This window comes from Actinopolyspora alba (assembly GCF_900112765.1).
GTDB classification, from domain to species: domain Bacteria; phylum Actinomycetota; class Actinomycetes; order Mycobacteriales; family Pseudonocardiaceae; genus Actinopolyspora; species Actinopolyspora alba.
Genome location: NZ_FOMZ01000019.1, coordinates 39,874 through 56,338 on the forward strand (window position 1 = coordinate 39,874; position 16,465 = coordinate 56,338).

General features: G+C 67.2%; 14 protein-coding genes. 8 read left to right on the plus strand and 6 right to left on the minus strand.

Going from position 1 to position 16,465, the window contains the following annotated elements; genetic code table 11:
• Positions 1–102 precede the first annotated feature (102 nt).
• Both BM150_RS22405 and BM150_RS22410 read right to left on the minus strand, forming a co-directional pair.
• Entirely contained in the window at positions 103–285 is a 183-nt protein-coding gene (locus tag BM150_RS22405) for a DUF397 domain-containing protein (RefSeq protein ID WP_092929801.1), read from the minus strand.
• On the minus strand, positions 282–1,121 hold the full coding sequence (locus BM150_RS22410; RefSeq protein ID WP_092929803.1) for a helix-turn-helix domain-containing protein: 840 nt from the start codon (positions 1,119–1,121) through the stop codon (positions 282–284). Before BM150_RS22410 ends, BM150_RS22405 begins: the two co-directional genes overlap by 4 nt.
• A 245-nt stretch (positions 1,122–1,366) precedes the next feature.
• Here BM150_RS22410 and BM150_RS22415 point away from each other — a divergent pair, with 245 nt between their 5' ends.
• The 8 genes from BM150_RS22415 to BM150_RS22450 all read left to right on the plus strand — a co-directional run bounded on the left by BM150_RS22415 (position 1,367) and on the right by BM150_RS22450 (position 10,653).
• Complete coding sequence (locus tag BM150_RS22415) at positions 1,367–1,639, plus strand: hypothetical protein (RefSeq protein WP_425427440.1); 273 nt, start codon at positions 1,367–1,369, stop codon at positions 1,637–1,639.
• Positions 1,623–2,159 carry a hypothetical protein gene (locus tag BM150_RS24320; RefSeq protein WP_175496981.1) on the plus strand — a complete coding sequence of 179 codons (537 nt, stop codon included), beginning with the start codon at positions 1,623–1,625 and terminating at the stop codon, positions 2,157–2,159. Before BM150_RS22415 ends, BM150_RS24320 begins: the two co-directional genes overlap by 17 nt.
• A 737-nt stretch (positions 2,160–2,896) precedes the next feature.
• Positions 2,897–3,313, plus strand: coding sequence for a hypothetical protein (locus BM150_RS22425; RefSeq protein ID WP_245755684.1), 417 nt, complete (start codon positions 2,897–2,899; stop codon positions 3,311–3,313).
• 85 nt (positions 3,314–3,398) lie between these two features.
• Entirely contained in the window at positions 3,399–4,619 is a 1,221-nt protein-coding gene (fxlM, locus tag BM150_RS22430) for a methyltransferase, FxLD system (RefSeq protein ID WP_092929807.1), read from the plus strand.
• A 62-nt stretch (positions 4,620–4,681) separates the two neighbouring features.
• A complete protein-coding gene (gene fxlA, locus BM150_RS22435; RefSeq protein ID WP_092929809.1) occupies positions 4,682–4,846 on the plus strand; it encodes an FxLD family lanthipeptide in 165 nt (54 codons plus the stop codon).
• A 96-nt stretch (positions 4,847–4,942) separates the two neighbouring features.
• A complete protein-coding gene (locus BM150_RS22440) occupies positions 4,943–8,014 on the plus strand; it encodes a lantibiotic dehydratase (protein WP_175496982.1) in 3,072 nt (1,023 codons plus the stop codon).
• Positions 8,011–9,219 carry a lanthionine synthetase C family protein gene (locus BM150_RS22445; RefSeq protein WP_092929813.1) on the plus strand — a complete coding sequence of 403 codons (1,209 nt, stop codon included), beginning with the start codon at positions 8,011–8,013 and terminating at the stop codon, positions 9,217–9,219. The genes BM150_RS22440 and BM150_RS22445 overlap by 4 nt, the downstream gene beginning before the upstream one ends.
• A 12-nt stretch (positions 9,220–9,231) precedes the next feature.
• Positions 9,232–10,653, plus strand: a complete 1,422-nt coding sequence (locus BM150_RS22450; RefSeq protein ID WP_092929815.1) for a thiopeptide-type bacteriocin biosynthesis protein — start codon at positions 9,232–9,234, stop codon at positions 10,651–10,653.
• A gap of 679 nt (positions 10,654–11,332) precedes the next feature.
• Here BM150_RS22450 and BM150_RS22455 read toward each other — a convergent pair.
• The 4 genes from BM150_RS22455 to BM150_RS22470 form a co-directional block, all read right to left on the minus strand.
• Positions 11,333–12,766: an MBOAT family O-acyltransferase gene (locus BM150_RS22455; protein WP_092929817.1), complete on the minus strand. Its 1,434-nt coding sequence runs from the start codon at positions 12,764–12,766 to the stop codon at positions 11,333–11,335.
• Between the two features lie 218 nt (positions 12,767–12,984).
• Positions 12,985–13,944 carry a 23S rRNA (guanosine(2251)-2'-O)-methyltransferase RlmB gene (gene rlmB, locus BM150_RS22460; protein WP_092929819.1) on the minus strand — a complete coding sequence of 320 codons (960 nt, stop codon included), beginning with the start codon at positions 13,942–13,944 and terminating at the stop codon, positions 12,985–12,987.
• A 3-nt stretch (positions 13,945–13,947) separates the two neighbouring features.
• Positions 13,948–15,345 carry a cysteine--tRNA ligase gene (gene cysS, locus BM150_RS22465; protein WP_092929821.1) on the minus strand — a complete coding sequence of 466 codons (1,398 nt, stop codon included), beginning with the start codon at positions 15,343–15,345 and terminating at the stop codon, positions 13,948–13,950.
• Between the two features lie 66 nt (positions 15,346–15,411).
• The gene (locus BM150_RS22470) at positions 15,412–16,101 is read right to left on the minus strand and encodes an HAD family hydrolase (protein ID WP_092929859.1); all 690 of its coding nucleotides are present in this window, start codon (positions 16,099–16,101) and stop codon (positions 15,412–15,414) included.
• Between the last annotated feature and the right edge of the window lie 364 nt (positions 16,102–16,465).

Sequence of the window (16,465 nt, forward strand, 5' to 3'; positions counted from 1 at the left end):
GACTGCTGATGATCTGCGAGACATTTTTTGTGAGCTGTTTTATGCTCCCCTTGGTAGCCCTGGCCGTAGCTACCGAGTCCAGCTACGGCCAGGGCTGTCACATCAATCAGTTGTTTTGACCGTGGTGAGGAACGAACGCCACTGCGAGTGGGTGAAAACTAACGTGCTGCTATCGCGGTCCTTGGTGTCTCGAACGCCTGTCAGGTTGGCGGTGAATCCGACTTCGATGCAGTTGCCGGAGGCACTGCTGCGGCTGCTTTTCCGCCACGCGGTGAACTCGATCATGATAGGTCCTCGTGATATCGAACGTACTCGCTCAGCAGCTTCATCGAATCAGCAACAGACAGCGCTGATTCCCCGAGCCTGGTAAGCATGCGTTCGTAGGGTCGCACATCATCAGGGTCAGACAGCAGCACACCTGCGTTGGGTGCTTCGATGTGGACCGTGGAACTGCCATTGGGCATTGCGATGACCGAAAACATGCCATCGAGCCCCACGTGAACACCTACGGTAAGCGGGAGCACTCTGATCGAGACGTTGTCGCGTTCGTTGACTTTGGTGAGGTAGCGAAGCTGTTCTGTTGCGGTGTCTCGGCTTCCCGCCGGTCGTTGTAGGACCGACTCATCCATGTACGTAACCAGCTCAGTAGGTGACGACCGTTCGATGATGCCTTGGCGATGCTGCCGTACGGCTACCGCATCGTCGATTTCCTGGTCGGTGAAGCCAGCAGCTTCATAAACTGCTCTGCTGTAGGCGCGCGTCTGTAGCAGCCCCGGCACGAGGGTAGGTGTTACGTACGTGATGCGGAGGGCGCGTTGTTCCGCGTCGATCAGTGATGCCAGCTGTGAGTTCACCCCCTTGTGAACTTCCCACCAGGCAGGCTCGTTCAAATCCCGAGTCATCTTGATGAGCCTGTCGCGGTCGCGAGACTCCAGCCGCAGGTAGCCCAGTAGCGTACTGACATCTTCGACCGTAATCCCCTGCTTGGCATTTTCGATCCTGCTCACACGCGCGTGACTCCACCCCAGCATGTCCGCCAAGGCACGAACGGTCAGCCCGCGTTCCTGCCTGGCTTGCTTGAGTTCCTTCGAGAGCGCCTGAGCGCGCGGGGATGTCGGCATAGCTCTCAGGATATGAGCTGAGACATCTCACGTGATTCCCCCAAACAGGGGATTGGAACATCTCATATGATCATGAGACGGTACAGATCATGACGTTGAATGATCATCCAGTCATGGACTGTAACAAGTTTAGGTGAATCTAGTGAGAGCGTTCGAGTGCCTTAGCAGCGCTGCGAAGGTGCTGCGAGTGTGCAGCAGCACACTCCCGACGTGGCGTACATGCGGGGTGGTGTGAGGTGGAATTGTTGCGTTCTCGCAGTCCGGTGTTTCTGGTGTTGGCCGCGACAGAGGCCGATCACCGGCACGGCCAGCCGTGCCGGTTGCACGCGATCGAGCACCACCCGGTCGAGTGCACGGCGTCGTGGGTGCTGAGTCTGTGCCACGTGCCTCTGGGGTTGGGCGAGATCACGGCACTCGGCGAACCCGAGATCGATCCGGAGATGTGCGCGCAATGCTGCTGGGCAATGGCGGGGTCGAGTCTGCGGGGGCGGGTGGTGCGTCATGCCGTCACTCGCTGAGCTGCCCGTGCCGCGTCCTCGGTTCGTCATCGGCACGGATTCGTGGACGATCCATGCCACCGCGTCCTACAAACACGCCGAATCCGCCCGGGCGGGCCGGGGGTTCGTGGCGTGTTTCTGCGGCGAGACGATCGGACTCGCCCCATACCCTCCGGAACGCATCCTGGGCAACCGGCACCACTACTGTCCGGTGTGTTTCCAGCATCTGATCGCGGGCAGCGACCACCCGCCAAGCCCGCTCAACTCCTACGAGCCGTGGCTGCTCGAGTTGGTCGCGCTGGATGCTCCGAGTCCTACGGCCAGCACCTCGGAATGGTCGGCCATCCCGTGCCGTCAGCAGCGCCGTGGCAGAGCGGTGCTGCGGCTCAAGCCCACTGCCCAAGGCATTGCGATTCTCGCTCCCGCCCCGGCTGCGGCCTCCCTGCTAACCGTCACCGAGGCGCGACAACTGCGCGACGCGTTGGACGGGGCCATCGCCACGACGGAAACGGAGGATGCCCCGTGCTCTTTCCATTCTTAGTGGCAATCCTGCGACTGGTGTTCGGGAGGCGTGGTGTCAGAGTCCGAGATCGCGGTGCTGCTGGTGCTACTCGCTTTGGTGCTGGCCCGGTTGGTGTAGGGACCGACCCGCTGAGCACGCCCGACCGCCATGGGTGGTTTGCCAGCGCGTTCGAGTCGAAATGGCACGCCTGCCCCGCCAACACCGAAGCCGGAGAGGGACTGCGAGCGCTGTGCGGGCACTTGGCTCGGCATGGTCCGTTCCGCAGTCGAGCGAGTAGCGGCCCTCCCGATGATGACGAACGCTCGGTCTGCGACGCCTGCCTACACGTCATCGGGTATCTACCGCCCCGCTTACCGCGGCTGCGGCCGGTGCGTGTCGAAGACAGCGTTTCCGATCCGGGCTGGCCCGCCACCGATCCGGACAACCCCAGCGGACACGAAGCCCCCGGTAGCTCTCACCTACCGGGGACCGGCCACCACGATACCCGACCTGCCGCGTGACCAGACCACGAACGCGCACCGCCGAACTCCAGAGACCTCCGGCGCGTGTTCGTCGCGGCCCCCTTCACAACGGCGTGCCGGGGGCCGTCCCAGCCGGTGCCGTGCCGGGAGTTCTCCCTTCCCCACTCCGGGTACGGCACCACCCTGGCCGGGTGGCCCAGATGGGTCCTGTTGCCACTCGGCCGGGGCTGCTTCCACAGAAGTCCGGCACGCAGCCAGCCCTTCTCCATACGCTCCGACAACCGAGGGTGAGAAATGAGCGACAACGAAGCGTCCGGCCCCAGCGCAGACACGGAGTACGCAGCGATCACCAGCACCGCGCAACCGCCCCACCAGGAGCGAATCACGATGGGCCGCCGTTCCCCGGCCACCACGATCCTGCTGCGCGAGTGCATCGGGCTCGCCCTCGCCATGGTGGCCTTCCCCTACAGCGCCTGGATCACCACGCTCACCATCGCCGACTTCCTGTTACACCTCACCCATCCCGAAGACCTCCGGTTCGAACTCCACACCTTCCTCGCCGCCCTGGACTGCCTCACCTGGTGGGCAGGAGTGGGCGGATTGCGCCTGGCCGGATGGCGACCGACCTGGCCCGTGGTCGTCGGCCTGGCACTCATCGCCATCTCCACGATCAAGATGATCACCGTGGGGGTGATAGGCCACTACGCATAGCAAGGACATCGGTTGAGGTCCTATCGCCGAACGTTGTCCGAAAAGCAACCGAAGGGAAGTAGTGATGATGAATGTAGGAAGTGACATGGCTGGTGACGATGTCGCGGAGGACGGCGCACGGCCCGAAGCGCTGCGCGCGGCCATGGTCGAGGAATTGCGCCAGATGGGCGCACTGCGCAGCGATCCGGTCGAGCGGGCTTTCCGGGTGGTGCCTCGGCATCTGTTCTCCCCGGAGGCACCGCTGATGGAGTCCTACGGGGTCAATCGTTCGGTGGTGGTCAAGCGGGACGACGACGGGATGGCGTTGTCGACCGTGTCAGCCCCCAGCATGCAGGCCAACATGCTGGAACAGACCGATCTCCAGGCGGGTATGCGGGTGCTGGAGATCGGCTCCGGCGGGGTCAACGCGGCGATGCTCGCCGAACTCGTCGGCCCGGAGGGTCACGTGACCACGGTCGACATCGACGCGGACGTGACCGAGCGCGCCCGGCGCGGATTGGCCGAGTCCGGCTACGACCAGGTGAGGGTGTTCCGCGACGACGCTGAACACGGGGTGGTCGAGCAGGCGCCCTACGACCGGATTCTGGTCACCGTCGGGGTGTGGGACATCCCGCCCGCCTGGTTGGATCAGCTCGCCGAGGGCGGCAGGTTGATCGTCCCCCTTCGGTTGCAAGGGGTGATGCGGTCGATCGCGCTGGAACGCGCGGATGATCGGCTGACCAGCCGGAGCGTGCACCCGTGCGGGTTCGTGCCGGTGCAGGGCGCGGGTGCCCGTGAGGAGCACGTGGCGCTGCTCGACGAGGACGTGGGGTTGCGGTTCGACGAGCAGCAACGCCTCGACACCGCCGGGCTCAGCGAGGCGCTGGCCACGCCTCCCGAAGAACGGTGGTCGGGAGTCACCATCGGCTCCCAGGAGATGATCGACGACCTGACCCTGTGGCTGACCACCACGTTGCCCGGCTGCGGCATGCTGACCGCGAAACAAGCCGCCGTCGATCGCGGGCTCGTGGGTCGCCCCGCCCGCCGGGGAGTTCCGGCAGTGGTCCACGGGGACAGCTTCGCCTACCGCGCCACGGTGCGCGCCGCCGAAGACGACCGGCACGAACTCGGCGTACACGGTCACGGCCCTCGCGGCGCCGAACTCGCCGAGCAGTACGTCGACCTGATGCGCCAGTGGGACCGGCAGCACCGCCACGGCCCCGGCGCCGTCATCGAGATCCACCCCGCCCACACCCCCGATGAACGGGTGAACCACGGGTTCGTGCTCGACAGGAACCACACCCGTGTCGTGATCTTCTGGCCCTGATCCTTCCTGGTCAGGACCAGAAAACCGAAATATTCGAACACCACGAAAGGAGTGTGTCCGGCATGTCCACACCCACCACTCTGGAGTCGTCGAGTACCGAGCCGGACTCGGACTTCGACCTCGACGTCACCGTCGTCGCCGCCGCGGAGGTCGCCGAGCTGCGGAGTCCCACCGAGGACAACTGTGGGCAGACCTGCGAGAGCGCCTGCCCGCAGACCGGCTGCTGATCGCGTGATCGCAGGATGACTCCTTCGGCCCAGCCACGAGTACCACCGGGCGTGGTCCTCGTGGCTGGGCCGTTTCCCCGCAACAGGAGTGAACGGATGACGTATGCCTGCGCGGACGCGGCTCTCCTGCGAGTGTCCGCCCAATCCTCGACGGAACCTCTTCCTCCGTGGCCGGACCTGTCCGGATCATCGAGCGAGCCGCTGCGGCGGTGGCTGCACGCTGTCTGGCACCAGGACGGGATCGCCGAGACGATCGCCGAAGCCAGCCCGGTGTTGGCCGATCGGGTGCGGCAGCTCCTCGACGGCCGGCAGCGAGAGAGCCGCGACATTCGACGTGTCGTCCTCGCCGTGACCCGTTACGTGCTCCGCGCCCGGAGTCGAGCGACTCCGTTCGGTTTGTTCGCCGGTATCGCTCCTGCCCACGCCGGCTCCGTGACGAACCTGCACTGGGGTGGGGATCACCGTGCTCACGCGCGGGTCGAGGCCGGGTGGATCGACCACGTGATCACCTCGTTGGAGCGGTGTCGAGAGCTCCGGTGGCGTCTCCGCGTGATGGCCACCAACCTCGCCGAGGTCCGCGACGACCGGCTCGTGATCACTCACCAGCCACACCCGGCCCACGAGGGACCCACCGAGATCTCGATGCGGCACACCCGCGCCGTCGACACCGCCCTACGAACTGCCGACACCCCTGTCCCGGTAACCGCCCTGACAGCCAGGCTGGCACACGAGTTCCCCAGAACCTCGCTGTCGGTGATCGAACACGTGGTGGACGAGCTGATCGAGCAACGCGTGCTGATCAGCAACCTGCGTCCTCCCATGACCAGCACAGATCCAGTGAGTTATGTGGTGGCCGAACTCGACACCCTCGATGCGGCGGAACTACCGGAAGAGACGGCCGAACTGATTCACGAGCTCCGTGCGGTGCGGGCCGACCTCGCCCGGCACAACGCCACGACGCCTCCGGCCGATCCCGGCGCGCTGCGCAACTCCCTGTCGACACGGATGTCGACCCTCGCACCCATCGACAAGCCCGTCATGGTGGACCTGCGCACCGACTGCTCGGTGAGCCTTGCCGACCCGGTCTGGCGGGAAGCCGAATCCGCCGTGGACGTGCTCACGCGCCTGAGCCCCCACCCGCAGGGAACCCCCGAATGGGCCGACTACCACCACCGCTTCCTCGAACGCTACGGCCTCGGCGCGCACGTACCCGTCCGCGATCTGCTCGAGCCCGACACCGGGCTCGGCTACCCTGCCGGATACCGGGGTTCCCTGCTGACCGTGGGACAGCAGGGCGTCTCCGAGCGGGACGCGCGGCTGCTCGCCCTGGCGCAACGGGCCGCCCTCGACCAGCACCGGGAGATCCACCTCGACGAGAACACGGTGTCCGCCCTGGCCACCCCTTCCGAGAACCTGCGGCCTCGCCCGCACTGCGAACTGTCGTTTCGTGTCCACGCCGCGAGTCCCGCAGCCATCGATCGCGGTGAGTTCGAACTGGCGGTTGCCGGAATCTCCCGTACGGCGGGCACCCTGACCGGACGTTTCCTGGACATGCTCACCGAGCCCGAACGTAGACGGCTGATGGAGACCTACACGCGGCTTCCCACGCTGAACCGAGAGGCCCTTCCCGTGCAGCTCTCCTGCCCACCGCTACAGACCCGTACCCACAACGTCGCCCGCAGCCCCGGCGTGCTGGGCGAGGTGCTGTCCCTGGGTGAGCACCGCGTGAACCGGATCGCTGTCGACGACCTCGCCGTGACCGGTGACCTCGATCGCCTCTACCTCGTCTCACTCACCCACGGGCAGGTGGTTGAGCCGATCGTGGTCAACGCCGTGGAGTTCACCCACCACACTCACCCCCTGGCCCGGTTTCTGACCGAGATCGCCACGGCCCGCAGCCCGATCCTCGGCCCCTTCGGCTGGGGCCACGCAGCCGGGCAGCTGGCGTACCTGCCGCGCGTGCGCTACCGGCACAGCATCCTGACCCCGGCCCAGTGGAGCCTCACCTCCCGCGATCTGCCGCCCAACGCCGACGGGTCTCAATGGCCCGAAGCGCTGGCCGCCTGGCGAGACCGGTGCCACGTCGCCGACGAGGTGTACCTCGGCGACGGCGATCAACGGCTGCACCTGAACCTGGACGAGCCCACCCACCAACAGCTGCTGCGCACCGAGCTCGACCGCAGCGGAGACCTCACCCTGCGAGAAGCACCCCCGCCCGGTGCCTTCGACTGGATCGACGGCCGCGCTCACGACATCGTGGTCCCGCTGGCCTCCACAGCCGGCCCGGCGAGCGGACCGGCGGCGCGCACGCGCTCCCCCGACATCGTGCACGGCCGCGAGCACGGGCACCTGCCCGGAGCCGGGACCTGGTTGTACGCCCAGCTCCACTGCCACCCCGACCGCCAGACACCCATCCTCACCAAGCATCTGCCCCGACTACTGGACCAGTGGAACACCCCACCGGAGTGGTGGTTTCTGCGCTACGCCGATCCCCACCCGCACTTGCGGCTGCGCATCCGACTGAACCACCCCGACGAATTCGGAACCGCCGCCACCCGTGTCGGCACCTGGGCTGATGACCTGCGTCAGCGCGGCCTGCTGAGCGGAATGACCCTGGAAACCTACCGCCCCGAAACCGGCCGGTTCGGCGGCGGGGAAGCCATGCGTGCGGCCGAATCCGTCTTCGCCGCCGACTCCGCGGCCGCGCTCGCCCAACTGGAACACACCCAAGCGGGCACGGCCGACGAGGCGATCACGGCCGCGAGCATGGTCGACCTGGTGATTTCCTATCTCAGCAGCACCGAGTGTGGAGCGCGGTGGCTGATCGAGCACGTACCCCGCACCCACACACCCGCCCCGGACCGGCAGGTGCGCGACCAGGCGGTCGACCTCGCCAATCCTCACAACGGGTGGGCGGCGCTATGCGGAATCCCCGGGGGTGAGGCCATCGCCGCTTCCTGGCAGCGCCGCCAACAGGCACTGGCCGTCTACCGAGACACGATCACCTCCGCCGAGGGGACAACCCCAACGGCGGTCTTGCGTGACTTCCTACACCTGCACCACGCGCGCGTGACCGGCATCGACCCCGACCACGAACGCCAGTGTTTGCACCTGGCCCGCGCCGCCGCCTTGAGCATCACCAGTCGCCGCGACCGAGGAGCCGCATGACCCACACCGCTACACAGGCTCTGGAAGCTGCCGCCGACATCGTCCACAACCTCGCGTACCCGGATCAGTTCGCCCGCACGGAAGCATCGGATCACTCCTTGGCCTCCGGTGCGGCCGGGATCTCTCTGCTGCACAGCGAACGCGCCGCCTCCGGCCACGACGACTGGGCGAGTGCCCACACCTGGCTGACCACCGCCCTCAGCGGTGACCTGTCCGCCGGAGACGAAGCCGGGCTGTTCTTCGGTGCCCCAGCGTGCGCCTTCGCAGCCCACTTCGCCACCCGCACACGCCCCGGCATACTCACCCGCGCCCTCTCCCAGCTCGACACGAGCATCTCGGAACTGACTCGCCGCCGCTTGGCCGCCGCCCACACCCGCATCGACCGCGGACACCTAGCAGCCTTCCGCGAGTACGACCTCATGCGCGGACTCACCGGCATCGGGGCCTACCACCTGCGACGAAACCACCACGACAGCACTCGTGCCGTGCTGTCCTACCTGGTGCGCCTGACACACCCCGGGCCGGACGGGTTGCCAGGTTGGTGGGTCGACCACGCCCCGAGCCCCGACGATCCCGACCCGGCATTCACCCCCGGACACGCCAACCTCGGCATGGCCCACGGCATCGCCGGACCACTCGCTCTGCTCGCCCAGGCAGCACGTCGCGGCATCACCGTGGCCGGACACTTCGACGCCCTCGACCGGGTCTGCGCCTGGCTCGACACCTGGCAACAACCCCACCCTGCAGGACCGTGGTGGCCCTACTGGATCACCCGCGCCCAGCTACGCGGCAACGCTTCCGTCGCGGGTCCGGGACGACCTTCGTGGTGCTACGGCACCCCAGGACTGGCCCGTGCCCAACAGCTCGCCGCCCTCGCCCTGAGAGACACCGCCCGCCAGCGCACCAGCGAAGCCGCGCTGCTCGGCTGCCTGACCGACCCGAAACAACGCAGCTCGCTCACCGAACCCGGCCTGTGCCACGGACTCGCCGGACTCCTACAAACCACCTGGCGCATGGCCGAGGACGCTGTCATCGAAGACCTGGGTGAGCACCTTCCACTGCTGATCACCAGGTTGACCGAGCACCGGCACACGGACTCACCGGAATTTCTAACCGGCGCCGCCGGCATAGCCCTCACCCTGCACACCACAACAGCCGCCAGCACCGATTCATGCGTATGGGACACGAGTCTCCTACTGAGCTGACAAGGACCACGAATGCTTCCCGACAGCACCACCCCCGGGCAACGAGCAGACTTCGACGGCGACCACGACTGCTGGCCACAGCTGCTGATCGAATGGACCGCCTGGGACAACGCCGAAGTCGCCGCAGCACGACGGCTCCACCCGGCCCTGGCCACCGCCGAACGCGACGGCCGTCTCGACCAGTGGTTCTTCGTACGCAAACACCCGCACTGGCGACTGCGACACCTCGGAGACACCACTTCCCGCACCTACCTGGCCCGAACCCTGGAGGGGCTGACCGCCACCGGCGAAGTGGCTTGGTGGGCTCACGGCATCTACGAGCCGGAAACACCGGCCTTCGGCGGCGCGACTGCGATGACCATCGCCCACAGGCTGTTCCACGAGGACAGCCGCAACATCCTGGACTATCTCTCCCGCCAGCACGCCGCCGAATCCTCGCGCGAACCGGGACGTCGGGAACTCGGCGTATTGCTGATCAGTGCTCTGCTCCGCGGCGCGGGCCTCGACTGGCACGAGCAGGGAGACGTGTGGAACCGCATCGCCCACCTGCGACGAACCAGCAACAACGCGCCAACCAACCACCAACCACCGATCACTCACCAACAGCGGCAGAACATGCAGCGGCTGATGACCGCCGACGCGGCACGCCTGTCCGAAAGCGGGCCGCTTGAACCGATCCGCAACTGGCTCGACGCGTTCGCCCGTACCGGACGCGAACTCGCCGAACACGCCCAACACGGACAACTCGAACGAGGACTACGCGTGGTACTGGCCCACCACGCGATTTTCGCCTGGAACCGCCTCGGATTGTCCGCCCAGGAACAAAGAACGCTGTCCGAACGAGCGACCGAGGTCATCATGACCGACCACACGACAGAAATGCCTCGACCACCGATACCGGAATCAGGCGATGATGCCGCGAGGGGTTACACAACCAACCACGGAAAACCTCACGAGAGGAATCCGACAGCACGCACCGACCGCATGGTTTCCGCACCGACCGAACTCATCGCCCGAGCTGTCATCCGTCGGAACGAACACATCCTGTTGGCGCATCAGATCGGGAAGGCATGGTCGTTTCTGCCCGGTGGGCATGTAGAGCCCGGCGAGCAGATCGAGACCGCGTTGCGTCGCGAGATCGCCGAGGAGCTCGGGACGACAGCCGAGATCACCGGATTCGTCGGTGCCGTCGAGCACGGCTACACCGAGAACGAGGTCACACACCACGAACTCAACCTGCTGTTCGACGTAACCCTCGATGCACCGGAACCGACAAGCCAGGAAAAACATCTCGAATTCCACTGGATACCGCTGGACCAGATCGCCGAAACGAATGTTCGCCCGGCCAGCTTCAAAGACGCCCTGGTGACCGCTGAGGTTTCCGTCCCGTTCTGGCGCGGTCTCCCGACAGGAACGTCATCATCCGTACGCTAACCAGTTGAACGACTCCAGGTCGACCCCCTCACATTCCTCGCCGCACCGGATTGCCTCACCTGACGAACAGGCGTATCCGTGCTACGCACGACCGGAAAGTGGTCGGAGAATCGGCAGGGTTGAGCACGCAGAAGAGCCCCCTGATCGAAACCAGAGGGCCCGTGCTATATTTCTTCCGCCAAGATAGATATATAGCAGTGTTGAGTCTAGCACGGAATAGGCTCCCTCCGCACGCGGTCCAGGCAGCGTGTGGGCAGGGTTACAAGTCCTGGCCACGGTTCACAGCCGTGCGGACCGCCGTCAGAGGGCGTGAAGTCCGCGCGTCAGGCAACGCACGATCTAGGCGAACCCGGCCGTGTCCTTGGTAAGCCCTGACGCTCATGCTCGGGCACTATCGGCCCATCATCGCCGCTCTGCCCGTAACCCCCGGCTCGGCGAGCCCTTAATCCGGCTCGCGGGGTGAAGCTCCGAAGTCACAATTCCGGTATACCGAGAAGCTTCACCTCCCCCTCGCTCCCGGCAGAAGTGTGTCCAACGCACGACACACCCGAGATCGAGGGGGGGCTCGCAGCCTTACGGGTCCACGCGGGACCCGAGCCCCGGCATCGCCTCCGGCTCAACGGGAAAGACGGACGGCGGCCTGGCACCGGGGCCGGGTGAGGCTGTCGGGGTTCGCGGTTCAGAACTGGTAGTACAGGAACGGGCTGAACGAGCCCGCCGCCACCAGCAGTCCGGAGTAGACGGTGCCCGCCGTCATCACGCCGACCCGGACACCGGTGGCCGTGCGGCCGCGGGCCGACTCGAGGTAGGTGCCGGTGGCGTCGTCGGCGGGCAGCAGCACCACAAGCAGCGCCACCAGCAGGAGCAGCGTGCGCTGGTTGGTCAGCGCCGCGTCGACCACCGCCGTCACCCCGCCGAGATCGGGAAGCAGCATGTGGCCGAGCATCGTCCCGGCGGTGCCCAGGTCCGGCGCCCGGAACACCACCCAGCCGAACGTGACCAGCAGCATCGTCGCCGCTCGCCGAGCAGCGCGCGTCCCGGGCCGGACCGGCATCCGGTAGGTCCCGGTGGCCCGCTCGATCACCAGCATCGCGCCGTGGAACAGTCCCCAGACCAGATACGTCCAGGCCGCGCCGTGCCAGAAGCCGGTCAGCACGAAGATGATCGTCAGGTTCCGGTAGGTGCGGAACGTGCCGTCGCGGTTGCCGCCGAGCGGGATGTAGACGTAGTCGCGGAACCAGCGCGACAGCGACATGTGCCAGCGCTGCCAGAACTCCGTGACCGTCACCGAGGAGTAAGGGCGGGCGAAGTTCTCGGGCAGCCGGAACCCCAGCATCCGCCCCAGCCCGATCGCCATGTCGGAGTACCCGGAGAAATCGAAGTACAGCTGCATCGTGTAGACGATCGCGCCGAGCCAGGCGATCGCGAATGTCATCTCCGACCCCGAGGTGGCGAAGCAGGCGTCGGCCACCGGGGCGAGGCTGTCGGCGATGACCACCTTCTTCGTCAGCCCCCAGGCGAACCGGGGGAACCCCGCCGCCATGTCGTCGAGCCGGTGCGTACGCCGCTGCGGCAGCTGGTCGGCGATCTCGTGGTAGCGCACGATCGGCCCGGCCACCAGCTGCGGGAACATCGCGATGTAGGCCACGAAGGCCACCGGCTCCCGCAACGCCGGGCGTTCACCACGGTAGATGTCGACCAGGTAGGAGATGTGGTGGAACGTGTAGAACGAGATCCCGATCGGCAGGATGACCTCGAACGTCGGCAGGTGCCCGCCGAACCACCCCGCCAGCACCGCCGCCTGCTCACTGGCGAATCCCGCGTACTTCCACACCCCCAGCACTGCCAGGTTGAGCACCACGGCGGCGGTGAGCAGCAGTCTGCGGCGGCTGCCGTCCAGCCGCCACTCGTCGGGCTCCAGGTTCCTGCCCACGAAGAAGTTCACGACGATGCAGCCGAGCAGCAGCATCGTGATGCCGCCCGCACCGCTGGCGTAGAACACCAGGCTGGCCACCGCGACGACCGCGTTGCGCCAGGAACGCGGCGCCAGCAGCACGGCGAGCAGCACCGTGGGCAGGAAGTACCAGAGGAAAAGCGGAGTTGCGAACGACATGTGGGTCCGAGCTCGGTTCGGCGTACAGCGCGGCTGCCGGCCTGCGGTCCGTCAGACTCTAACCGAGCCGCACCGAGCACGGGCGCGGAACCGCTGAATTCGGTGGTGAGACGACCGACACAACCCGTCCGCACCGCACCGGCGATTCACCGTCCACATCGGAGCGACGAGTTCGGCTCCCACTTCGGGATCGACGCGCCGCGCCCCGGAGCGGGGCGTCAGCTCAGCCTGCGCCTGCGCGCGACCTCGGCGAGCACCACCCCGGCCGCGACCGAGGCGTTCAGCGACTCGACCCCGGAGCTCATCGGGATCGACACGGTCTGATCGCAGTTCTCCCTGGTCAACCGGGCCAGCCCCCGGCCCTCGGAGCCCACCACGACCACGAGCGGATCGGTAGCCAGCTCCAGCTCGTCGGAGGTGATGTCGGAGTCCGCGTCCAGACCGACCACCATCAGCCCCTCGGACTTGAGGTGCTTGAGCGTGCGGTTGAGGTTGGTTGCCTTCGCCAGCGGTATCCGAGCGGCGGTGCCCGCGCTGGAACGCCACGCCACCGCGGTCATCCCGGCGCTGCGCCGCTGCGGCAGCAGCACGCCGTGCGCGCCGAACGCCGCCGCCGAACGCACCACCGCCCCGAGGTTGCGGGGATCGGTCACCCCGTCCACGGCCACCAGCAGCGGCGGCAGCCCGGAGTTGCGGGCCGCGGTGAGCAGGTCCTCCGGCTCGGAGTACTCGTAGGGCGGGACGCGCAGCGCCAGTCCCTGGTGCAGCGCGCCGGAGGTCATCCGGTCGAGTTCACCGCGCGGCACCTCCACTACGGAGATCCCCTGGTCCGCGGCGAGCCGGACCGCCTCGGTCACCCGCTCGTCGGTGTCGATCCCCTCCGCCGCGTACAGCGCGGTGGTGGGCACCCCGGCGCGGACGCACTCCAGCACGGGATTGCGGCCCGCCACGAGCTCACCCGCGTTGTCGGACTCCTTGCGGCGCTTGTCCCGCTGCTGCTGCGCCTGCTTGCGCGCGTCCGCCTTGCGCTTGGCGGGGTGGTTGAACCTGTTCTCGGCCTTGGGGGTGGGTTTCTTGCCCTCGAGAGCCTTGCGGCGCTGGCCACCTGATCCGACGACCATGCCCTTCTTGGTGCCCGACTTGCGTACCGCGCCCCTGCGCTTGTCGTTTCCCGGCACGAGCTATCCGTCCTTCAAAGTCCACATCGGACCGTCGGGGGTGTCCTCGACGGCGATACCGCAGGCGTGCAACCGATCCCGAACCGCGTCGGCGGTGGCGAAATCGCGGTCGGCCCGTGCCTGACCACGCTGTTCGAGCAGATCGTCGACCAGCGCGGAAAGCGCCCGGTGCGCCTCGTCGGAAGCACCCTCCCGACCGGCCCAGTGCGGCGCCAGCGGATCGAGCCCGAAGACGTCGAGCATCGCACGCACCCGTGCCGCACCCTCGCGGGCCGAATCGTCCTCGCCTGCGTCCAGCGCGGAGTTGGCCTCCCGAACCACGTTGTGCACGGCCGCGATGGCCTGCGGTGTCCCCAGGTCGTCGTTCATGGCCGCGGCGAACTCCTCGGTCACCCCGGAAGGTTCGACCTCGCCGGTGCGCCGCACCACCCGGTGCAGGAACGACTCGATCCTGCGGAAGGTCGCGACCGCCTCATCGAGCCCCTCGTCGGAGAACTCCACCGTGGACCGGTAATGCGGTACGACCAGATAATACCGCAGCTCAACGGGTCGGACCCGCTGCAGCAGCGCGGCGATGCCGAGCGTGTTGCCCAACGACTTCGACATCTTCTCGCCGCTGGCGGTCACCCAGGAGTTGTGCAGCCAGTAGCGGGCGAACCCGTCGCCCGCCGCGTTGGACTGCGCCAGTTCGTTCTCGTGGTGCGGGAACACCAGATCCAGCCCGCCGCCGTGGATGTCGAACTCCTCCCCCAGGTAGTAGGTCGACATCGCCGAGCACTCCAGGTGCCAACCCGGCCGACCCCGCCCCCACGGGGCGGGCCAGCTCGGTTCACCCGGTTTCGCCGACTTCCACAGCGTGAAGTCCCTCGGGTCACGCTTGCCCGCCGGGACCGCCTCCTCGGCCTGCTGCATCTCCTCGGGGCGCTGCCCGGACAGCCTGCCGTAGGACTCCAGGAAGGAGGGCACCGAGAAGTACACGTCGCCGTCGGCGGCGTAGGCGTGGTCCCGGTCGATCAGCCGCTGCACCAGCTCGACCATCTGGGTGATGTGCCCGGTCGCCCTGGGAGTCGCCGAGGGCGGCAGGCAACCGAGCCGGTCGTAGGCGTCCTCGAACGCCCGCTCGTGCGTGGCGGCCCACTCCCACCAGGGGCGCCCGGCCTCGGCTGCCTTGGCCAGGATCTTGTCGTCGATGTCGGTGACGTTGCGCACCAGCCGCACCTCGTAGCCGAGGTGGGTCAGCCAGCGCCGCAGCACGTCGAAGTTGAGCCCGCTGCGCACGTGACCGACGTGCGGCAGGTCCTGAACCGTGGCCCCACACAGGTACAACGTCGCCAGGCCCTCCTGGCGGGGCTGGAACTCACGTGTGGTGCGGCTCGCGGTGTCATGCAGGTACAGGCTCACACCGTGATGGTACGGGCAAGACCTGTGCCGATCACAAATCCGGTCGGATTACGGCGGCCGATGGGCTCACAGCGACACGCCGTGATCGGCGACGGCCCGCAGCAGCGCGTCCGGCCGCTCGTCGGTCGGGGACGGCTCGACGTGGGCGAACCGGCAGCCCACCTCGGTGGCGGCGCCGTCGGCCTCGACGCTGTCACCGATCATCAGTGCCTGCTCCGGCTCGACGTCGATCCGCTCGCAAGCACGCAGGAACAGCTTCGGATCGGGCTTGATCACACCTTCGACGTAGGACATCAGCACCGAGTCGAAGAGACCGCCGATACCGACGCGGTCCAGCGCGGGTCGGATGTCGAAGGCGATGTTGCTGATGACCGCGGTGCGGACACCCGCCTCGTGCAGCCGCCGCACCACGGGAGCCGCGTCGGGATAGGGCGTCCAGCAGTCCGGATCGATCAGCCGCGAGTAGAGCGCCTCGGCCTGTGCCGGATCGGTGAGGCCGGAGCTGCGCAGCACCTCCAGGTAGACCTTGCGGTGCTGGTCCGGGTAGAGGTCCCGCTCGTCCCATGCCTGCTGGTACTCCTGGGAGAGCTTGACCACCTGCTGCGTGGGGGCGGTCATCCGCCGCATCAGCTCGGTCTGGGCCTCCAGGTCCCACTGCTTCCCGGACTCGTCGGTCACCCCGGCCAACCAGGACTCGTCCTGCTCCAGCCGGAACAGGGTGCCGGAAAAGTCGAAGAGCACTGCGCGCACGGTCACGATTCCACGGTACTGGTGCACACCACCTCGTCGTCCCGCCGATGCGGTGAACATCACCACTTTTCCACCGCCGGCGGCTCGCTTTCCGTAGCTGGTCGCGTGGCGGAACCTCGCGCACGGCTCTCGCTGCGGGTGCCGGAGACATCGGGTAGCGATCTACCGGCGCGGCGATTTCTCGCGAAATTGACGCCCCAGTGCGGCGGTGTGGCCCCAGCTGGCGTCAATTTCTCGCGAAATCGCCGCGCGGAACCCTCGCTGGGACGCGGCCGTTAGTGTCGCAGCGCACGAGTCCCCGGTGCGTGAGTCGGATGCATCGCAAGGCCGGGGCACTTCGACGCGGGGCCGAGCCCCACCACGCACGCAG

Bases quoted from the DNA above. Each gene is read 5' to 3' on its own strand.
- fxlA (WP_092929809.1), top strand. From the start codon at position 4,682: ATGTCCACACCCACCACTCTGGAGTCGTCGAGTACCGAGCCGGACTCG.
- BM150_RS22425 (WP_245755684.1), top strand. From the start codon at position 2,897: ATGAGCGACAACGAAGCGTCCGGCCCCAGCGCAGACACGGAGTACGCA.
- BM150_RS22405 (WP_092929801.1), bottom strand. From the start codon at position 285: ATGATCGAGTTCACCGCGTGGCGGAAAAGCAGCCGCAGCAGTGCCTCC.
- BM150_RS22450 (WP_092929815.1), top strand. From the start codon at position 9,232: ATGCTTCCCGACAGCACCACCCCCGGGCAACGAGCAGACTTCGACGGC.
- BM150_RS24320 (WP_175496981.1), top strand. From the start codon at position 1,623: ATGCCGTCACTCGCTGAGCTGCCCGTGCCGCGTCCTCGGTTCGTCATC.
- BM150_RS22410 (WP_092929803.1), bottom strand. From the start codon at position 1,121: ATGCCGACATCCCCGCGCGCTCAGGCGCTCTCGAAGGAACTCAAGCAA.
- BM150_RS22445 (WP_092929813.1), top strand. From the start codon at position 8,011: ATGACCCACACCGCTACACAGGCTCTGGAAGCTGCCGCCGACATCGTC.
- fxlM (WP_092929807.1), top strand. From the start codon at position 3,399: ATGGCTGGTGACGATGTCGCGGAGGACGGCGCACGGCCCGAAGCGCTG.
- BM150_RS22455 (WP_092929817.1), bottom strand. From the start codon at position 12,766: ATGTCGTTCGCAACTCCGCTTTTCCTCTGGTACTTCCTGCCCACGGTG.
- BM150_RS22440 (WP_175496982.1), top strand. From the start codon at position 4,943: ATGACGTATGCCTGCGCGGACGCGGCTCTCCTGCGAGTGTCCGCCCAA.